We start from the raw sequence: 18,110 nt of genomic DNA, 5'->3' as shown, positions 1-18,110 counted from the left end.
TTTCCGTGAAGCTCAGGCCCGTCCCGGCTCCAGCGTGAACGGCCAGTCGTGGCGTTCGCTGACTTGGCCGTCGGGAGCATAGCTGGTTTCACTGAACAAAACCCGTCCGCTGGCGTGTATGGCGATGACGGTCGAGCAGCGTGTGCCGTAATCGGGGCTAATGATAAAAGGGCTGCTAAGCAGGCGCTCTCGTTCTAAAGACAGGCCTGTGGCGGGCAAATCGGCGTCGAGCGCTTGCGTGCCGTCTCTTAGTATCTCGAAAACCGGCGTCAGCGTGCGGCACAATTGTTCCGACGGATAGCGGTCCAGCGCATGGCGCAAGCGTTCGGCCTTGGGCCATGGGGTATCGAGCAGATGATTGGAAATGACATAGCGGCCGGCACCCAGTTCGCGCATTTGTCCGGCAGGCAGCCGATTGCTGACATAGCAAGCGCCCGCGGGGTTGCCGACAATCAAGTTAAAGCCGTTGTAGGCGGAAGCTTCGGCCATGCGCCGGCGGGCGTAGTCCTGCGGAGCTTCATATCCTTCAAGATACTGGCTGCTCAGTTCGCCGCGCGAGGGGGCGTCGGCAATGAATGCGGCGGGATCCCGATAATTGGTCAGAAAGGCGTAGCGCCCTTGGCGGGTAATCCCCAGCCAAGTGCCGTGAGCCTGGCTGTCTATGCCTGAAATTATGTCGGGCCGTTGCGGCCAGGGCGCCGCGGGCTTGGTCGGGCGATTATGGAACTCGTCGCGGTTGGCGGCAATGAAAAGCGGCCAGTCGGGATGCGTTCCGATGGCCAGATAGGCTATGCACATAGCGTTTTCAGGCTAGCGCCCCAAGCTTTAAAGCATGGCAAGCAGAGTGTTGTTTTCAACGTAGTTGCGCATGCGGACGGCATCGCCGATGCGGGAGTAGCGCCCAGTGGAGTTCAAGAACACCATGGCGACATCGCGGTTGTCGATGCGTGTAACCATGACCAGGCATTCGCCCGCTTCGTTGATGAAGCCGGTCTTGGATATTTTGATGTCCCAGTTTGAATTCTTGACCAAGCCATTGGTATTGTTATACGTAAGCTGGCGACCACCGTTTAGCGCAACCTGATAGCTTTCGTCGGTAGTGTATCGGTGGATAAGGGCTTGCTTGTTTACAGCGGCCAAAAGCTTGGCCAGATCGCGCGGGGTGGAAACGTTGTCGGTCGATAGGCCGGTGGGTTCGACAAAATGCGTATTGCGCATGCCCAGAGCGCGCGCTTTGTCGTTCATGGCCCGGACAAAGGCCGGTAAACCGCCAGGGTAATGGCGGCCCAGCGCGTGTGCGGCGCGGTTCTCGGACGACATCAAAGCCAGGTGCAGCATGTCGGCGCGGCTAAGGCGGGTGCCGACGGCAAGCCGCGAGCGCGAGTGGCGCAAACGGTCAACATCGTCTTCGCTGATGCTGAGCATTTCGTCCATGGGAAGGCGGGCTTCGGCCACAATCAATGCCGTCATCAACTTGGAGATGGAAGCAATGGGCCGAACTTCTGTGCTGTTTTTATCGTAAAGAACCGCCGAGGTTTGCAGGTCGATGACGAAAGCAGCCTCGGAGCGCAACTGGGCCGAGCTGCCGGGGGCTGAATGGCTGCTGCGAGGCGTTATATCGCCCAGGCGGCTTTCGCGCAGGGCTACTTGAACCTTGTGGCCGTTTTTGCTTGCGGCGCTTGAGCGCCCGGTTGCGGAACGCAGGCTTTGGCGTTGTGCAACTTTGCTCTTGCGGGCGGTGGTTTTGGCGGTTGGTTTTTTCTTGGCGGATTGCTGGGTGCTGGCCGTTTTTTTTGCGGAATGCGTACGGCTGGAGGGCTGCTGTGTTTGGGCCTGGGCCGAGGCATTGAGGCAAAGGCTCAGGATAAACATGAGCGTATATGCCAATACCCACAGGGGCGCTTGATTCCGGGTAGCTTGCATGGCCGTGCTTATAAATGATTAAGATTCTTGGTTGAGGCAAATCATATCAGAAAATTAAAATAATACCAATATATTAGTGGCTTACATGGTCTTCTTAAATTGATTGCTAGGATTAACCCTTAAAAACGCGGATAAAGGCGAATATATTAGCTAATTCGGCAAGGCCGGCATGGCGGCCAGGCTGCCACGCATCCGTTTGATGTCCGGCGCGACTGCAGCCATGCCACCAGTTGCGGTAGTATTGCAAACACTTACATAATTTGCCGGGGTTGACCTGATGCGTTCGGATTTTGCGCTTTTTCGCCGCTTGCCGCTGCTTCGTCTTGTGCCGTTCATTGTGCTTTTCGCTTTATGTGCGGTGCGTCCCGTGCAGGCCGCCGGCGAACTCCTCGATAATACTCCTCGTATTGCGATAGTTTCGGCTTTCGAGCCCGAATTGACGCTATTGTTCAAGCGGATGGAGCAGTCCCGCAAGTATTCGGTCAACGGCGTGGAATTTACAACCGGGGTCTTGCAGGGCAAGCCGGTAGTGCTGTTTCTAAGCGGCATCAGCATGGTCAATGCCGCCATGAATACGCAATTGGCATTGGATCGTTTTACCGTTACCCATCTTGTCTTTAGCGGAATAGCCGGCGGGGTGAATCCCCAGCTTCATATTGGCGACGTGACCGTGGTCGAGCGCTGGGGACAGTATCTGGAAGTCTTGATGGGCCGCGAGCTTGCGCCCGGGGTTTATCGCGATACGGGCGACGGCAACGACACCGGACTGCCCAGTTTCGGCATGATGCATACCCGGCCCGTTTACGTCAGATCCGCGGCCGATCCCCAACTGCGCAAGAAGTTCTGGTTCGACGTCGACCCGGCCATGCTGGCCATTGCCAAGACCTTGCAAAGCGTCGAACTGAACGGCTGCACGGCAAAGGACGACTGCCTGGCACGGCAGCCCAGGCTGGTGGTCGGCGGCAACGGCGTATCGGGCCAGGCCTTTGTCGACAACGCGGCTTTTCGCAAGTACGTGTTCCAGGCCTTCAAGGCCAATGTGCTGGACATGGAAAGCGCCGCCTGCGCCATGGTGGCCTACAGCAATAGCGTGCCGTTCATTGCGTTTCGTTCGCTTAGCGATTTGGCCGGAGGCGGCGATGGCGCCAATGAAATGCACACTTTCATGAACGTCGCCGCAGACAATTCTGCCAAGGTCCTGCTGGCTTTTTTGGCGGCGTGGAAGTGAAAGGCGGGGCTTTGCAGGTTGCAAGCCTGGTGCGGCGGTTCAATCTATCGCCGCATCCTGAAGGCGGCTATTACAGCGAAACCTATCGCGGCAAGCAACAGGTGAATCTGGCGTCGGGCCAGGAACGCAGCGCCTCGACGGCTATTTATTATTTGCTGGACAACAATGCTTTTTCGGCCTGGCATCGCATAGCGTCGGACGAAGTCTGGCATTTCTATGCCGGTAGTCCTTTGCTTGTACACGTTTTGCTTCCGGGCGGCGAACTTCTGACGCACCGCCTGGGCAGTGCGCTTGAGTCTTCAGCTTGTGTATTCCAGGCAGCGGTGCCCGCCGGCTGCTGGTTTGCGGCCGAACTGGCCGAGCCGGGCACTTTCGCTTTTGTGGGGTGCACTGTGGCTCCGGGGTTCGAGTTCAGTGAGTTCGAGCTGGCCAAGGAGGCGGACTTGCAGCCATGGAGGGCATCCGCCAAAGCGCTTGTGACCCGCTTGCTGAAGCCCGCGAGCTGACCGTGGCGGCCTAGCGCACCGGCAAGAAGTTAAAGAACAGCAAGCCTTGCATGTAGTTGATGCCTATCCTGCGCAAATTTTCATCCAGCAGGTTTGCCACCAGGTCCAGCCTGCCAATAATCTGGCCGAATTCGCGCTCGAAGCTAAGGTTGCTTTGGTCGTCCGATATTTCGTTGGCCAGCAGCAAATGTCGGCCGGAGGCATCGCGGCGGCTGGCCAGCATCCAGTCGGCCACTTCAACATTGCGGGCGGCGTTGTATATGTGCTGGGCGTTGAGGCTGTCGGACACATAGAATCGGGTCTTGCCGTTATGCGCCTGGATAATCATGTCGGCCAGCCCAAAAATAAAGGCGGCGACCCGATCCCCTTGATAGCCGGGGTCCAAAGAAACCGACAGCATCTGGATATAGCTTAGCCCGTTAAGCTGCGCTGGGCGCTCTCCCGTCTGGATGGATTTTTTGGCGCGCTGTATGGCGCTGGCCAGGTCGGGAGCTCCGGACTTGCGCCACTGTGCCGGGTTGCGGCGGTACAGCTTTTCGAGCAGGCGGTTCAGGCTTTCCAGGTTGTCGCGCATGGCTATCGTGACCGTCCGGTTGAAGTCCGTCTGCGCGAACTGGTCAATCGAAATTTCCTCGTTGTGCGGTTGTTTTCCGGGCACGGCCGACGGCGCGTCCAGTATCCCGCATCCGCTGACGGCAAGTGCCAGAGCGACGATGTTCAATACTGCGGCAATCCGTTTCATTCCGCCCCGATCCGTTGCGTCCAACAACGGTCTATTCGATGTTTTGCGCTTGTTCGCGCAACTGCTCGATAAGCAGCTTGAGGTCGATGGCGGCGCGCGTAACATTGATGCTGCCGGCTTTGGAACCCAGCGTATTGGCTTCGCGATTCATTTCCTGAAAAAGAAAGTCCAGGCGCTTGCCGGTACTGCCAGGCTTGCCTTGGGCTGCTTGCGGTTTGGACGAACCGTTGCGGGACGTTGCGGCCTGTCCTCCGGATAGCAGCAGTTGCAGTTCGCTGATGTGCGAGCGCAGGCGGGCAAGCTCTTCGGCTATATCAATGCGTAGGGAAAACAACGAGGTTTCCTGGGCAATGCGGGCCGATAGCTCCGGCCCCGTGATTTGCGTGAAGCCTGTCGGGCAGGCCGCTTCAAGAGCGTCTTTCAGTTTGGTGGCCAGCTTTTTTTGATGCTCGTCCAGCAGTTGAGGCAGGGCAAGTTCCACTTCGTCGACAATTCGGCCGATCGCTGCTGCGCTTTCCAGCATGCCTTGCGCCAGGCGTTCGCCTTCGCGTTCGCGATTGGCCTGGAATTCGCCCAGCGCCTGATCGGCAGCTTGCGCGCACATGGCCGTCCAGACTTCAACGGTAAAGCCGGGGTCGTCGGAATTGCCGGCGCCTTTGATAAGGTCGGCAAGCTGCGGGGCGGCCACGTCGGGGATTACCGCACGGGCGGCCTTGAGCTGTTCGGCGATGGCAGCCATATAGTCCGCATCCAGCGCCTGGACGATTGCGCTTTTGGTCTTTGAATAATTGATGCGAACATCGACTTTGCCGCGCGCAAGGGCCTGGCCGAGCTTTTCACGCACCGGGCCTTCCAGTATGCGCAGGTCGTCGGGAAGGCGAAAGTTAACATCCAGGAAGCGGCTGTTGACGCTGCGAAATTCTATGCTCAGGGTGCCTTCGGCGGACTCGGCGCGGGCCGCGCCGAATGCGGTCATGCTACGGATCATGGGGTGTCCTGCGTAATGTGTCTACAATCTCTATTATTGCCGATATTGAAGGCCCCGCGGCGCAAGTCGCGCAGGCGGTGCAGCGTGGGGGCCTTTTTTACCGCCGGGCCGCCCCAAGGTAAAAACGCCCCCTTGGGGGGCAGCAAGCCGCGTAAGCGGTGCAGCGTGGGGCCTTTTTACCGCCGGGCCGCCCCAAGGTAAAAACGCCCCCTTGGGGGGCAGCAAGCCGCGCAAGCGGTGCGGCGTGGGGGCCTTTTTCCTCTTCTTCTCTTTTTTGTTTTGCCAAGGAGCCGTTTTTGTCCACTTCCACCATTTCGCGCCCCTCGGGCCGAACGACAACCCAATTGCGGCCGCTTTCCATTGAAACGGGCTACACGCGCCACGCAGAAGGATCGGTGCTGATCAAGGCGGGCGACACGCACGTGTTGTGCAATGCCAGCGTGCTGGAAAAAGTGCCGCCGTTTCTGAAAGGCAAGGGACAGGGCTGGGTTACCGCCGAGTACGGCATGCTGCCGCGCTCGACCCATACACGCTCGGACCGCGAAGCGGCACGCGGCAAGCAAAGCGGACGCACACAGGAAATTCAACGCCTTATCGGCCGCAGCCTGAGGGCCGTGTTCGACATGCAAGCGCTGGGCGAGCGCACCCTGCAACTGGACTGCGATGTCTTGCAGGCCGACGGCGGCACCCGCTGCGCCAGCATTACCGGGGCCTGGATCGCGGCGGCTTTGGCCGTGCGCACGCTTACAGGGCAAGGCTTGCTCAAAGCCTCTCCGATAAAGGATCACGTAGCGGCCGTATCGGTAGGCATGGTCGACGGCCGGCCTGTGCTGGACCTGGACTACATCGAGGATTCGGGCTGCGACTCGGATATGAATATCGTCATGACCGGATCGGGCGGCTTTGTCGAAGTGCAAGGGACGGCGGAAGGGCAGACCTTTGACCGCGGCGCCCTGGACCAATTGCTGGATTTGGCGCACGCCGGCATCGGCGAGCTGATCGCGGCGCAGCGCGAAGCGCTGGCGCGCGCCGGCTAGAAGCGCGTCGGTTAAAATAAACCCACTTTCACACTGTATCTGTATGACCGCCAACAAAGTCGTCCTTGCCTCGAACAACGCAGGCAAACTCAAAGAATTTTCCGCCATCCTCCAATCCGCAGGCATCGCCATGGTGCCCCAGGGAGAACTGGGCGTGCCCGAGGCTGAAGAGCCGTTTGCCACGTTTGTCGAAAACGCACTGACCAAGGCGCGCCATGCCAGTGCATTGACCGGCTTGCCGGCGCTGGCAGACGATTCCGGCTTGTGTGTTGCCGCACTGGATGGCGCGCCCGGCGTTTATTCCGCACGCTATGCGGCGCTGAACGGCGGCGAAAAGTCGGACGCGGCCAACAACCGTTTATTGGTGGAAACGCTGGCGGGTAAAGCCAACCGCGCCGCCAGCTATATTGCAGTGCTGGTTTATGTGCGCAGCGCGACCGATCCGCGCCCGCTCATTGCCGAAGGCGTCTGGAATGGAGAAATCGTCGACGACCCGCGTGGCAGGCATGGCTTTGGCTACGATCCTCATTTCTACTTGCCGCAATTAAAGCAAACGGTGGCCGAGCTTGAGCCCTCGGTCAAGAATCGCCTTAGCCACCGTGCCCAGGCGCTGGAAAAATTGCTCGAGGCATTATTGAAAGAGGGCGGTATATAAATGGTGCGCCGGGTTTTTTCCATTGTGCCCGAAGGAAAACCTGCCCATGACGAGCCCAGGTTGCCCCCCGACAGCACAGCGGCGGGCGCGGGTGCTACAACATTAAGCAGCCTGCCGCCGCTTTCGCTGTATGTCCATGTGCCCTGGTGCGTGCGAAAATGCCCTTATTGCGATTTCAATTCGCACGAAGCCAAAGGCACGGTCCCCGAAGAGCAGTATCTGGCCGCTTTGCGAGCCGACCTCGAACAAGCATTGCCCTTGATCTGGGGCCGCCAGGTAGTGTCTATTTTCATAGGCGGAGGCACGCCCAGCTTGCTTTCTGCATCCGCTGTCGACCAAATGCTTGCCATGTTCCGCGCTTACCTGAATCTTTGGCCACAGGCCGAGATCACCATGGAAGCCAATCCCGGTACCGTAGAGGCCGCCCGTTTCAAAGAATACGCAAGCAGCGGAATCAACCGTATCTCCCTGGGAATACAAAGCTTCAACGACAGCGCCTTGCAAGCCCTGGGCCGCATTCACGATTCCAAACAGGCCTGCGCGGCCATCGACATTGCTCAGAACGCGGTGCAGAGAGTCAATCTGGACATTATGTTTGCCTTGCCCCGGCAAACCGTGGATGCATGCGCCCAGGACTTGCGTCAGGCAATGTCGTTCCAGACCGAGCATTTGTCGCTGTATCACCTGACGCTGGAGCCCAATACAGTATTTGCCAAGTTTCCGCCGCCGGTGCCCGACGACGATACCGGCGCGGCCATGCAGGAAATGATTGCCGAAGCCACCCAAGAAGCGGGCTGGGAGCGCTACGAAGTATCCGCCTATGCCAAGCCGGGAGCGCGCTGCCTCCACAACGTAAACTATTGGGAATTCGGCGACTATCTGGGCATAGGGCCGGGGGCACACGGAAAATTGTCCTTTCATGATCGCATCGTTCGGCAGGCCCGGCTTAAAAACCCACAAGCCTGGATGGACAAGGCCGTGCGCATGGATGGCAGCCATTTGGCGCAGAACAGCCAGGTCATGCCCGACGAATTGCCTTTCGAATTCATGCTCAACGCCTTGCGCCTGAAGCATGGCGTGCCGGCCAGCAGCTTTACCGAGCGTACGGGGCTTTCGCTGATGGCCATCATGCCGGCGCTGGATCGTGCAGTCGCCAAAGGCCTGTTGTCGCCCGACCCCGGCCGTTTGCAGGCCACCGAGCACGGCTGGCGGTTTCTGAACGATTTATTGTCCGAGTTTTTAGATTGACCGCGAACGGAGCACAAGCGTTGTCGCTGCGCGGGCCTGGGCTGAAAGGCCAGCGCTTTTTTTGCCCCAAAACACAGCGTGCACTAGTTTTTGCTCCATAATGGTGCAGATGCACGATTGTGGGGCGGTAACGGACGTGCACCAGTGCGGTTTTTCCGGGTATTACGCCAAATTCCCGGGGATAGCCGGAATCCACAGTATCAAAAAACTGGCATGCTTATTGCTTAAGCTTTGCTCAGGAAGTTACACCACTATTTGACCTCTCATTGTCCAGGAGTCTTTCATGTCCACCCCCGAAGAAGTTGTAAAGTTAATTGCAGAACGCGAAGTTGCATTTGTCGACTTCCGTTTCACCGACACGCTGGGCCGCGAGCACCACATGAGCGTGCCGGGCCATACCGTGGACGAAGAAAAGCTGGAGGCTGGGCAGGCTTTCGATGGCTCGTCCATTGCGGGCTGGAAGGGTATTGAAGCGTCGGACATGGTGCTTATCCCCGACTCCTCGACGGCGCACATGGATCCGTTCCGCGAAGAAGCCACGTTGATTTTGACTTGCGACGTTGTCGAACCCTCCGATTTGAAAGGCTATGATCGCGATCCGCGCTCGCTGGCCAAGCGCGCCGAAGCCTACCTCAAGTCCAGCGGCCTGGGCGATACGGCTTATTTCGGCCCCGAACCAGAATTCTTCGTGTTCGACAGCATTACCTGGAACGACGACCCGTCGGGCTGCTTCGTCAAGATCAGATCGGAAGAGGCCTCCTGGTCGCGCGGCCTTGACATGGAAGGCCGCAACCTGGGCCATCGTCCCAGCGTCAAGGGCGGCTATGTTCCCGTGCCTCCGGTCGATTCCTTCCAGGACATGCGTTCTGAAATGTGCCTGCTGCTGGAACAGCAAGGCGTGCCGGTCGAAGTGCATCACCACGAAGTCGCGGGCCCCGGCCAGCTGGAGATCGGCACCCGGTTCAGCACGCTGGTGCAGCGCGCCGACTGGAACCAGATCATGAAATACACCATCCACAACGTTGCGCACGTTTACGGCAAGACGGCAACTTTCATGCCCAAGCCGGTCGTGGGCGACAACGGCTCGGGCATGCACGTGCACCAGTCCATCTGGAAAGACGGTCAAAATCTCTTTGCGGGCAACGGCTACGCCGGCCTGTCCGAATTCGCGCTGTATTACATCGGCGGCATCATCAAGCACGCCCGCGCGCTCAACGCCATCACCAATCCGGGTACCAATTCGTACAAGCGCCTGGTGCCGCACTACGAGGCGCCGGTCAAGCTGGCCTACTCGGCCCGCAACCGCTCGGCCTCCATCCGCATCCCTTACGTGGGCAGCCCCAAGGCGCGCCGCGTCGAGGCCCGTTTCCCCGATCCGCTGGCCAACCCGTACCTGGCATTTTCAGCCTTGATGATGGCCGGTCTGGATGGCGTGCAAAACAAGATTCATCCCGGCGATCCCGCCGACAAGAATCTGTACGACCTGCCGCCGGAAGAAGACGCAAAAATCCCGACGGTATGCGCCTCGCTGGAAGAAGCGGTTATTGCCCTGGACAACGATCGCGAGTTCCTGACCCGCGGCGGCGTGTTCAGCAACGATATGCTGGACGCCTATATCGAACTCAAGATGGCCGAAATCACGCGTTTGCGCATGACCACGCACCCCGTAGAGTTCGATATGTACTACAGCCTTTAAGCGCCCTGGCGATCAACAGGTCGTGATGCCATGAGCAACCTTGAAAATTACGACCTGCTTGCAAGCGCCATTGTCCTGCTCGACGGGCAGGGCAAGGTGGTTTACGCCAATAGCGCCGCGCAAGAGCTCTTTGGCTTGTCGCAAAGGCAGTTGCTGGGCGTGGGCGCCGAGTCTTTGTTCGGTGCCGATGCCATGCTGGAACCGCGCTTTCTGGACGCCGTACACGGCAAGTACGGAGTATTGCGCCAGAACGCCGCGGCCCGGCACCTGAATACGGACATACCCGTCAGCCTGGCGATTGTGCCGCTGGAAGGCCAGCCCTGGAGCGCCTTGCTGGAAATCAGGACCCTGGACCAGCATCTGGACCGAGCCCAGCAGTTGGACAAGGAGCTTACCGTTCAGCGCGAATCCTTGCGCAACCTGGCTCACGAAATCAAAAACCCTTTAGGCGGCATACGAGGTGCGGCGCAGTTGCTGGAGGCCGAACAGCAAGCCGGGCCCTTGTGCGAATATACCGGGGTCATCATTGCCGAGGCCGACCGCCTTACCGCGCTTATCGACCGCCTTATTGCCCCGCAAAAACAGGCGCTCAGTAAATCCCTGTTCAATATCCACGAGATTTGCGAACGGGTCTACACCTTGCTGCGGGCGGAGTTCGCGGGGCAATTGGAGCTGGTGCGCGATTACGATGCTTCGGTGCCTGAACTACAAGGTGATGCCGCCCGTTTGCTGCAGGCTTTGTTGAACATTGGCCGCAATGCGGCACAGGCGTTGGCCGAGGCCGGTGCGGCAACGGTTGCGCCCAAGCTGGTGTTGCGTACCCGCATAGGCCGCCAGATGGCGTTGGCGACCGGGTCTGCGCGCATGGCGGTAGTGGTTTCTGTTATTGATAACGGCCCTGGCGTGCCCCAGGAGCTGCACGACAAAATATTCCATCCATTGGTAACGGGCAGAGCCAACGGCACGGGGCTTGGACTGAGCCTGGCGCAGGAGTTCGTGCAGCAGCATGGCGGGGTAATCGAGTTCGAGTCGCGCGCGGGGTTTACGGAGTTTCGTCTGATCTTACCTTTGGAGCTGGCATGAAACCGGTCTGGATAGTCGATGACGACCAAAGCATACGCTGGGTGCTGGAAAAAGCCGTGCAGCGGGCGCAGATGCCGGTACAAAGTTTCTCGTCCGCACAGGCAATGCTTGATGCATTGCCACAGGCCGAGCCGGCCGTGCTGGTAACCGACATTCGCATGCCCGGCCAGGACGGGCTGACTTTGCTGCAAGAGGTCAAGCGTCTGCGTCCCGCCTTGCCCGTCATCATCATGACGGCATATACCGATCTGGGCAGCACGGTCGAGGCTTTTCAAAAGGGCGCCTTCGACTATCTGGCCAAGCCGTTCGACATCAATGAAGCGGTGGCGCTGATACAAAGAGCCGCCGTTGCGGGTCAGGAGCCGCTTGCGCCGGCGCCTGCCGCCGAGCCCGGCCGCGGATCCATCATGATGACGTCCGCGTCAGTTGCCATGCAGGACGTGTTCCGCGCAATCGGCCGCTTGGCCGCCTCGCCCGCGACGGTGCTGATTACCGGTGAATCCGGCACAGGCAAGGAATTGATAGCACACGCATTGCACGAGCATAGTTCGCGCGCCTCGGGGCCGTTCATTGCGCTGAACGCGGCCGCCATTCCCCGCGATCTGCTCGAGGCGGAATTGTTCGGCCATGAGCGCGGCGCTTTTACCGGGGCCACACAACTGCGGCGTGGCCGTTTCGAAGAGGCCCACAACGGCACTTTGTTTCTCGATGAAATCGGCGATATGCCGTTTGAATTGCAGACGCGCTTGTTGCGGGTGCTGGCCGAGGGCAGCTTCTATCGGGTTGGCGGATCGCAAGCGGTTTCGGTCAATGTGCGCATTGTCGCGGCCACGCACCAGCCGCTTGAACAGCGCGTCGCGCAAGGGCAGTTTCGCGAAGATTTATTCCATCGGCTCAATGTGATCCGCTTGCGCCTGCCGCCTTTGCGAGAGCGCAAGGAAGACATCCCGGCCTTGACGGCGCTGTTTTTGCAAAACAGCGCACGCAGCCTTGGTGTGCCGGTACGGCGCCTGACGCCTGCAGCCATGCAAGTGCTGGCCGCTTTCAATTACCCCGGCAATATTCGCCAGCTCGAAAATTTTTGCCATTGGATGACGGTCATGTCGTCCAGCCAGGTCGTCGACACCAAAGATTTGCCGCCCGAGATTACTGCGGCGCAACCGCGCGAGCCCGTGCATGTGCCGCCTGATGCGCAACCGTCGCTGGCGGCTCGTGAGGCGGCCGGGCATGCGTCCGCCGAGCATGTTCGCGGGCCGGGGGATGGACTTCGCCCCGAGGTCGAAGGCGTGGCCGGAACGCAATGGACCGATACGCTTGGGCATGAAGTTCAGGCCAAACTGCATCGCAACGAGCCGGGCATCATGGCAACATTGGCGCGCGAGTTTGAAACCGTGCTGCTGAATACAGCGCTGGCCCATTGCCGCGGCCGGCGGGCCGAGGCCGCGCAACGTCTGGGCATAGGCCGCAATACACTGACCCGCAAATGCCAGGAACTGGGCATAGACTAAGTGTCGAAATCCGCCCCGATCCGGCTTGGCGGCTCCGGGCGGCCAGGCCGGCTAGCTGGCTTCGCCCCGCAAATAGGCTTGGGCGCGCTGCGCCACCAGGGCTTCGCGGCGTATGAAGTCGGCAACGAAGGTGTCGGCCGGTTTCGTATGCAACCCGTAGGGAGTATCCCATTGGACAATCGCACCCTGGCGCATGACTCCGATGCGGTCGGCAATGGCAAAGGCTTCGGCCTGATTGTGGGTAACCAGCAGGGCGGTATGTCCGGTTTGCTTGAGGATCTCCCGTACTTCGAAGGCCAGGCGCTCGCGCGTGTCGATGTCGAGGTTGGAAAAGGGTTCGTCCAGCAGCAGCAGTTCAGGCTCGGGCGCCAGCGCCCTGGCCAGCGCAACACGTTGTTGCTGTCCGCCGGACAATTCGTGCGGATAGCGTTGTGCCGTGCCTTGCAGGCCCACTAGCTCAAGCAGTTCCGATACGCGTTTTGCGCTGCGGCTTTTATCTTGGCGGCGCAGGCCGAAGGCAATGTTTTTTTCAACGGTCAGGTGCGGAAAAAGCGCGTAATCCTGGAACATCATGCCCACTTGGCGGTGCTCGGGTTCCACTTGAAAGCCCACCGACGACAACAGAGTCTCGCCCAGGCGGATTTCGCCTTTGCGCAAAGGTTCGAATCCGGCAATGGCCCGCAGCACCGTCGTCTTGCCACAGCCCGAAGCGCCCAGCAGGCATCCGATATGGCCTTTTTCCAATTCCAGCGAAAAATTGCCGACGGCTTGCTGCAAGCCTTCAGGTGTTTCATAAGCCAGGGAAATCTGGTCCAGGTGCAGTAGTACGGACATGATTCAGTGTCCCGATTTAAGTTGATGGCGGGCCAGCAAAATAACGGGCAACAGCCCGGCCAGCACAATCGCGAGCGCCGCTACGGCGCCTTCTTCGTAGGTGCCGCGCGCAGCTTCCGCATAGAGCCAGGTGGCCAGCGTTTCGAAATTGACGGGACGCAACAAAAGGGTAGCCGGCAGCTCTTTCATGGCGTCCACGAATACCAGCAGCGCCGCCGCGCCAATGGCTGGGCGCAGCAAGGGCAGGTGCACGCGGCGCAAGGTGCCCGTGGGAGTTTCGCCCAGCAAGCGGGAGGCCTGTTCCAGCGAGGGCGGAATGCGGGCCAGGCCCGATTCCAGCCCGCCAACGGCTATGGCCAGGAAGCGGATGGCATAAGCGCCTACCAATGCGGTCGACGAACCCATAAGTATCAGGCCTGGCGAAACGCCGGTGAAGAGCTCGACCACCCATGACAAGGCGTCGTCGATAAAATTCACCGGAGCAAGCAGGCCGATGGCCAGCACCGTGCCGGGCAGGGCATAGCCGATGGTGGCCACCCGGGCCGCGACTTTGCTGGCCGCATAAGGGCTGCGGCTGCGTACGCCGCGCGCCGCCCATGTCACCACGAGGCCGCCGACGATGACGACAGCCGTGGCTATCAATGCGACCCGCACGGTGTTGTAGCCGCTATGCAGCAACTGTTCCGAAACGCCGCCGGCCTGCTGCAGGTGCTTGAAGGTCTCGGCCAAGAGATAAAGCGCGGGGACGACAAAGCCCACGATAATCGGTAACCAGCCCAGTACGACGGCTATCAGGGCTGCGGTTCCTTTCAGGGGCTTGGCCTGGATGGGGCGCATGCGTTGGGTATTGGCATAGCGCTGCCGTTTGCGGCCATGGCGTTCCAGCAAAATCAGGGCGACCACCAGGGCCAGCATGGCCAGTGCGATTTGCGCGGCGCCGGCCAGGTCGGATCGAGTGATCCAGGTCGTATACACCGATACCGTCAAGGTCTGGACCCCAAGGAACTCGGAGGCCCCTATATCGTTGAGCGTTTCCAGCAAGGCCAGGCTGACGCCCACGGCTATGGCCGGCCGCGCCAGGGGCAGGGCAACGCGGAAAAACACGCCGCGGCTCGACTGCCCGAGTATCCGGCCCGCCTCCAGCAAGCTGGCCGCCTGGGTCGAGAACATAATGCGGGTGCTCAGATAAACATAGGGGTACAGGACGAAACCGAGCAGGAAAATGGCGCCAGGCAGGGAGCGCAGATCGGGCAGGCGGAACTCGCGCGGACTGCCATAGCCCAGTATGTCGCGTATTACGGTTTGAACCGGTCCGATGGGATGCAGAATGTCCAGATAAGCGAAAGCCACGATATAGGTGGGCACGGCCAGCGGCAAAAGCAAAGCCCACGACAAAACGCCGCGCGATGGAAACGAATAAGCCGTAACCAGCCAGGCCGCCCCGGTGCCCAAACAACTGACCAAGATGCCCACGCCTATGAGCAGGGCCAGGGTGTTGCCCATGGCGGTGGGCAGCACATATTGCAGCAGGTGGGTCCAATGGCCTATGGAACCGGTAGTCGCCAGCCAGCCAAGGGTAATGACGGGCGAAACGACGCACACGGCAACCAGCAGCGAACCCAGACGCCAGGCGAGCCCTGCTTCATTGAAAAAAAGACGCTGAAAAAAGCGGCGCGAAGACAAACGCAGTGATTCCTGCAAAAAATGAGACGGCGCGCCCAATCGGGGCGCGCCTGGTTGTCGCTGCTATGTGCTGTCTGGCTGTTCCGAATTCAAGAACTGGCCGGGCAGCGCCATTGGCGGCGTTTTAGTTGTCGAAACCTACCTTGTCCACGAGCTCGCTGGCTTGCTTGCGGTGCTTGGCGATTTCGGTCAAAGGCAAGGGGTCGACCGTCAGCGGGCCAAAGCTGGCCACGACGGGGTCGAGCTTGACGTCGCTTCTGACGGGGTATTCGTAATTGGCGTTGGCGTAAAGGCCCTGGGCTTTCTCGGAAACGAGATATTCCAGCAACTTGACGGCGCCGTCTTTGTTGGGAGCGTATTTTGCCACGGATGCGCCCGAAATGTTGACATGGGTGCCGCGGCTCTTGTCGTTGGCAAACGTCGGACGGATCACTTTGATGGCATCGCCCCATTTTCGCGCGTCGGTGCCCGGCTTGGAATTTTTCATGTGGCCGACGTAGTAGGCATTGGCAATGCCGACGTCGCAGATTCCGCCAAGAATGTCGCGCGCCACGTCGCGATCGCCGCCCGCAGCCTTGCGGCCCAGGTTGGCCTTCACGCCGCGCAGCCAGGTTTCGGTTGCTTGCAGGCCGTTATGCGCAATCATGGCGGAAATCATGGCCGTGTTGTAGGGGTGCTGCCCCGAGCGTATGCAAACCTTGCCTTTCCACTTCGGATCGGCCAGGGACTCATAAGTAAGCGCCGAGACGTCGACATCGTTTGCCACGTAGGCTACACGATCGCGCAAAGACAGTGCGTACCATTGGTTGTCGGCCCCGCGAAGGTTGGCGGGAATCACCTCATTGAGCGCCTTAGAGGAAACAGGCTGCGTGACGCCGCCTTGGACCAGGTCGACGAGATTGCCGATGTCGACGGTCATCAGGATGTCGGCGGGCGATTTGTCGCCCTCGGCCTTGACGCGCTCGAGCAGGCCGTCTTTGACAAATACGGTATTGACCTTGATGCCGCTGTCCTGGGTGAACTGATCCAGGATCGGCTGGATCAGCTTGGGTTCGCGCGTGGTGTAGATATTGACATCGGCAGCCGCCGCAGCGGCGGACATTGCGGCCAATCCTGCCAGGATCAAAGGACGAAGCAAGGGTAAAAGCGTTCTGGATGAGCGCATGATGAAACTATCTCCTGGATTGGGGAAGCACTGAAAGTGGCGTCTGGATACCTGAGGGGCTAGATGAAGTAGCATTCTAAATAAAAATGCTTCTCATATAGATCAGTGTGAACAATAGCAGACAATTTTAATCAAAACAACTTTACATGCGAAAAAAGAGTGTGTACACTCAATTTTAACGAGTTTTGATTTGCTTCTGTCAAAGTGGTTTTTCAAAGATCAAGGTTGATTCAGGTATCAAGTCGGATCCAGGCGGTAAAGGTATGTACCTTGGTAGCTATTTGATTTTTTTTAACAAAGGCCGGCAGTCCCGATCCCTAGCTCAAATACGCTAAAATTATCTTTACATAGCCCCGATGTTTTACTTTGGGTTGGTGCAAATTGCACGTTTGCACTCTTTTTTGATCCAGCCCGGGCTTTTGCCTCTGGCCTTGCGGCCACGACTCGAAGCTTGGGCCTTCTATAGATATAGAAAAATGGCAGCCTTTAATTCTGAGCAGGTCCTAAGCGTCCGTCACTGGAACGACACTTTGTTTTCCTTCACAACCACGCGTGATGCGGGGCTGCGGTTTCATAACGGCCACTTTGTCATGCTGGGTCTCGAGGTTGAAGGAAAGCCCCTAATGCGCGCCTATAGCATTGCCAGCGCCAACTACGAAGAAAACCTCGAATTCCTCAGCATCAAGGTTCCCAACGGGCCCCTTACTTCGCGCTTGCAACACCTTAAAGTCGGCGACTCCGTGCTGGTCAGCAGAAAGCCAGTCGGCACGCTGGTAGTCGACGATCTCAAGCCGGGGAAAAATCTTTATCTGTTCGCAACCGGTACGGGTTTGGCTCCTTTCATGAGCATCATCAAAGATCCCGACATCTACGAGCGCTTCGAAAAAGTCGTCCTGATGCACGGGGTGCGCCACATCAGCGAACTGGCATATTCCGACTACATCCAAAACGAATTGCCAGCCAACGAGTATTTCGGCGAGATGATGAAAGACAAGCTGATCTACTATCCTACCGTTACACGCGAACCTTTCCGCAATCAGGGCCGTATTACCACCGTGGTAGAAAACGGCAAGCTGTTCGAAGACATCGGCTTGCCGCCGCTCAACCCTGAAACCGACCGTGCCATGCTGTGCGGCAGCCCCATGATGCTTACCGACATCAGCCGCATGCTGGACGACCGCGGCTTTGTGGTGTCGGCAGGTGTCGGCGAGCCCGGCGATTACGTCATCGAACGCGCCTTCGCCGAAAAATAAGGTATTGCTGCCCCCAAGGGGCTTTTTGCCTTGGGGCTACTTCAAGGCAAAAATATCATCTTGAAAGCCCTCGCGTGGTTGGCGGGGGCTTTTAATTTTTGCTATAGCTGTTTAAACTTTGATAGACATTATTCTAATTATTCCAGAGAGCATTCATGGCTAAGCAAATTATTCATACCGACGCGGCCCCCGCGGCGGTTGGCCCTTATTCACAGGCAGTCATTGCAGGAGCAGGCAAAACCGTTTATTTGTCCGGGCAGATCGGCTTGGAACCTGGAACGGGCGAATTGGTTTCCGAAAATTTCGAAGGGCAGGTCAGGCAGTCCTTTGCAAACATGCAGGCTGTCATAGAGGCCGCCGGCGGCACGCTGGACAGCATCGTTAAACTTACGCTTTTCCTGACAGACCTTAGCAAGTTTGCCAGTGCTAACTCCATCATGGCCGACATCATTCCCCAGCCATTTCCGGCACGCTCGACAATTGGCGTGGCCAGCCTGCCCAAGGGCGCGCAGTTCGAAGTCGAAGCCGTAATAGTCGTTTAAGCGCGCGGCAGCAGGCCAT

General features: G+C 58.8%; 17 protein-coding genes. 10 read left to right on the top strand and 7 right to left on the bottom strand.

What is annotated here, in order from left to right; genetic code table 11:
* Positions 1–12: 12 nt before the first annotated feature.
* Together DFR37_RS06840 and pbpG are read right to left on the bottom strand one after the other, a co-directional pair.
* On the bottom strand, positions 13–798 hold the full coding sequence (locus tag DFR37_RS06840) for an NRDE family protein (RefSeq protein ID WP_113932499.1): 786 nt from the start codon (positions 796–798) through the stop codon (positions 13–15).
* A 27-nt stretch (positions 799–825) separates the two neighbouring features.
* Positions 826–1,872 (bottom strand): D-alanyl-D-alanine endopeptidase, encoded by a 1,047-nt coding sequence (pbpG, locus tag DFR37_RS06835; protein ID WP_113932847.1) that lies wholly within the window; start codon positions 1,870–1,872, stop codon positions 826–828.
* A 328-nt stretch (positions 1,873–2,200) separates the two neighbouring features.
* On the opposite strand from pbpG, the gene DFR37_RS06830 reads away from it, so the two are divergent.
* Both DFR37_RS06830 and DFR37_RS06825 read left to right on the top strand, forming a co-directional pair.
* Positions 2,201–3,151: a 5'-methylthioadenosine/S-adenosylhomocysteine nucleosidase gene (locus tag DFR37_RS06830; RefSeq protein WP_113932498.1), complete on the top strand. Its 951-nt coding sequence runs from the start codon at positions 2,201–2,203 to the stop codon at positions 3,149–3,151.
* A complete protein-coding gene (locus DFR37_RS06825) occupies positions 3,148–3,657 on the top strand; it encodes a cupin domain-containing protein (protein ID WP_113932497.1) in 510 nt (169 codons plus the stop codon). The genes DFR37_RS06830 and DFR37_RS06825 overlap by 4 nt, the downstream gene beginning before the upstream one ends.
* Before the next feature lie 10 nt (positions 3,658–3,667).
* On the opposite strand, the gene DFR37_RS06820 is transcribed toward DFR37_RS06825, so the two are convergent.
* Both DFR37_RS06820 and DFR37_RS06815 read right to left on the bottom strand, forming a co-directional pair.
* Entirely contained in the window at positions 3,668–4,399 is a 732-nt protein-coding gene (locus DFR37_RS06820) for a hypothetical protein (RefSeq protein ID WP_113932496.1), read from the bottom strand.
* A gap of 31 nt (positions 4,400–4,430) precedes the next feature.
* Positions 4,431–5,387 (bottom strand): YicC family protein, encoded by a 957-nt coding sequence (locus DFR37_RS06815; protein WP_113932495.1) that lies wholly within the window; start codon positions 5,385–5,387, stop codon positions 4,431–4,433.
* A gap of 296 nt (positions 5,388–5,683) precedes the next feature.
* On the opposite strand from DFR37_RS06815, the gene rph reads away from it, so the two are divergent.
* From rph to ntrC, 6 genes are all read left to right on the top strand, one after another.
* The gene (gene rph / locus DFR37_RS06810) at positions 5,684–6,424 is read left to right on the top strand and encodes a ribonuclease PH (protein WP_113932494.1); all 741 of its coding nucleotides are present in this window, start codon (positions 5,684–5,686) and stop codon (positions 6,422–6,424) included.
* Between the two features lie 43 nt (positions 6,425–6,467).
* Positions 6,468–7,079, top strand: a complete 612-nt coding sequence (rdgB, locus tag DFR37_RS06805; protein ID WP_113932493.1) for an RdgB/HAM1 family non-canonical purine NTP pyrophosphatase — start codon at positions 6,468–6,470, stop codon at positions 7,077–7,079.
* Positions 7,080–8,327, top strand: a complete 1,248-nt coding sequence (hemW, locus tag DFR37_RS06800) for a radical SAM family heme chaperone HemW (RefSeq protein ID WP_113932492.1) — start codon at positions 7,080–7,082, stop codon at positions 8,325–8,327.
* A gap of 283 nt (positions 8,328–8,610) precedes the next feature.
* On the top strand, positions 8,611–10,023 hold the full coding sequence (glnA, locus tag DFR37_RS06795; RefSeq protein WP_113932491.1) for a type I glutamate--ammonia ligase: 1,413 nt from the start codon (positions 8,611–8,613) through the stop codon (positions 10,021–10,023).
* Positions 10,024–10,053: 30 nt separating this feature from the next.
* Positions 10,054–11,106 (top strand): nitrogen regulation protein NR(II), encoded by a 1,053-nt coding sequence (glnL, locus tag DFR37_RS06790; protein ID WP_113932490.1) that lies wholly within the window; start codon positions 10,054–10,056, stop codon positions 11,104–11,106.
* Positions 11,103–12,614: a nitrogen regulation protein NR(I) gene (gene ntrC / locus DFR37_RS06785; RefSeq protein ID WP_113932489.1), complete on the top strand. Its 1,512-nt coding sequence runs from the start codon at positions 11,103–11,105 to the stop codon at positions 12,612–12,614. Before glnL ends, ntrC begins: the two co-directional genes overlap by 4 nt.
* Positions 12,615–12,665: 51 nt before the next feature.
* On the opposite strand, the gene DFR37_RS06780 is transcribed toward ntrC, so the two are convergent.
* From DFR37_RS06780 to DFR37_RS06770, 3 genes are all read right to left on the bottom strand, one after another.
* Entirely contained in the window at positions 12,666–13,448 is a 783-nt protein-coding gene (locus DFR37_RS06780) for an ABC transporter ATP-binding protein (RefSeq protein ID WP_113932488.1), read from the bottom strand.
* Between the two features lie 3 nt (positions 13,449–13,451).
* A complete protein-coding gene (locus DFR37_RS06775) occupies positions 13,452–15,131 on the bottom strand; it encodes an ABC transporter permease (protein WP_242341765.1) in 1,680 nt (559 codons plus the stop codon).
* A 124-nt stretch (positions 15,132–15,255) separates the two neighbouring features.
* On the bottom strand, positions 15,256–16,296 hold the full coding sequence (locus DFR37_RS06770) for a Fe(3+) ABC transporter substrate-binding protein (RefSeq protein WP_113932487.1): 1,041 nt from the start codon (positions 16,294–16,296) through the stop codon (positions 15,256–15,258).
* A 476-nt stretch (positions 16,297–16,772) separates the two neighbouring features.
* On the opposite strand from DFR37_RS06770, the gene DFR37_RS06765 reads away from it, so the two are divergent.
* On the top strand, positions 16,773–17,549 hold the full coding sequence (locus tag DFR37_RS06765; RefSeq protein WP_113932486.1) for a ferredoxin--NADP reductase: 777 nt from the start codon (positions 16,773–16,775) through the stop codon (positions 17,547–17,549).
* Between the two features lie 155 nt (positions 17,550–17,704).
* Positions 17,705–18,091 carry a Rid family detoxifying hydrolase gene (locus DFR37_RS06760; RefSeq protein ID WP_113932485.1) on the top strand — a complete coding sequence of 129 codons (387 nt, stop codon included), beginning with the start codon at positions 17,705–17,707 and terminating at the stop codon, positions 18,089–18,091.
* The last annotated feature ends 19 nt before the right edge of the window (positions 18,092–18,110 follow it).

The sequence above is a fragment of the Eoetvoesiella caeni genome (assembly GCF_003315175.1).
Lineage (GTDB): Bacteria > Pseudomonadota > Gammaproteobacteria > Burkholderiales > Burkholderiaceae_B > Eoetvoesia > Eoetvoesia caeni.
The sequence above is the reverse complement of the archived record's forward strand: the minus strand, read 5'-3'. Positions and strand labels throughout refer to the sequence as shown.

Bases quoted from the DNA above. Each gene is read 5' to 3' on its own strand.
- hemW (WP_113932492.1), top strand. From the start codon at position 7,080: ATGGTGCGCCGGGTTTTTTCCATTGTGCCCGAAGGAAAACCTGCCCAT.
- DFR37_RS06770 (WP_113932487.1), bottom strand. From the start codon at position 16,296: ATGCGCTCATCCAGAACGCTTTTACCCTTGCTTCGTCCTTTGATCCTG.
- ntrC (WP_113932489.1), top strand. From the start codon at position 11,103: ATGAAACCGGTCTGGATAGTCGATGACGACCAAAGCATACGCTGGGTG.
- DFR37_RS06765 (WP_113932486.1), top strand. From the start codon at position 16,773: ATGGCAGCCTTTAATTCTGAGCAGGTCCTAAGCGTCCGTCACTGGAAC.
- rdgB (WP_113932493.1), top strand. From the start codon at position 6,468: ATGACCGCCAACAAAGTCGTCCTTGCCTCGAACAACGCAGGCAAACTC.
- glnA (WP_113932491.1), top strand. From the start codon at position 8,611: ATGTCCACCCCCGAAGAAGTTGTAAAGTTAATTGCAGAACGCGAAGTT.
- DFR37_RS06820 (WP_113932496.1), bottom strand. From the start codon at position 4,399: ATGAAACGGATTGCCGCAGTATTGAACATCGTCGCTCTGGCACTTGCC.
- DFR37_RS06780 (WP_113932488.1), bottom strand. From the start codon at position 13,448: ATGTCCGTACTACTGCACCTGGACCAGATTTCCCTGGCTTATGAAACA.
- pbpG (WP_113932847.1), bottom strand. From the start codon at position 1,872: ATGTTTATCCTGAGCCTTTGCCTCAATGCCTCGGCCCAGGCCCAAACA.
- DFR37_RS06830 (WP_113932498.1), top strand. From the start codon at position 2,201: ATGCGTTCGGATTTTGCGCTTTTTCGCCGCTTGCCGCTGCTTCGTCTT.
- DFR37_RS06760 (WP_113932485.1), top strand. From the start codon at position 17,705: ATGGCTAAGCAAATTATTCATACCGACGCGGCCCCCGCGGCGGTTGGC.
- glnL (WP_113932490.1), top strand. From the start codon at position 10,054: ATGAGCAACCTTGAAAATTACGACCTGCTTGCAAGCGCCATTGTCCTG.
- DFR37_RS06840 (WP_113932499.1), bottom strand. From the start codon at position 798: ATGTGCATAGCCTATCTGGCCATCGGAACGCATCCCGACTGGCCGCTT.
- DFR37_RS06815 (WP_113932495.1), bottom strand. From the start codon at position 5,387: ATGATCCGTAGCATGACCGCATTCGGCGCGGCCCGCGCCGAGTCCGCC.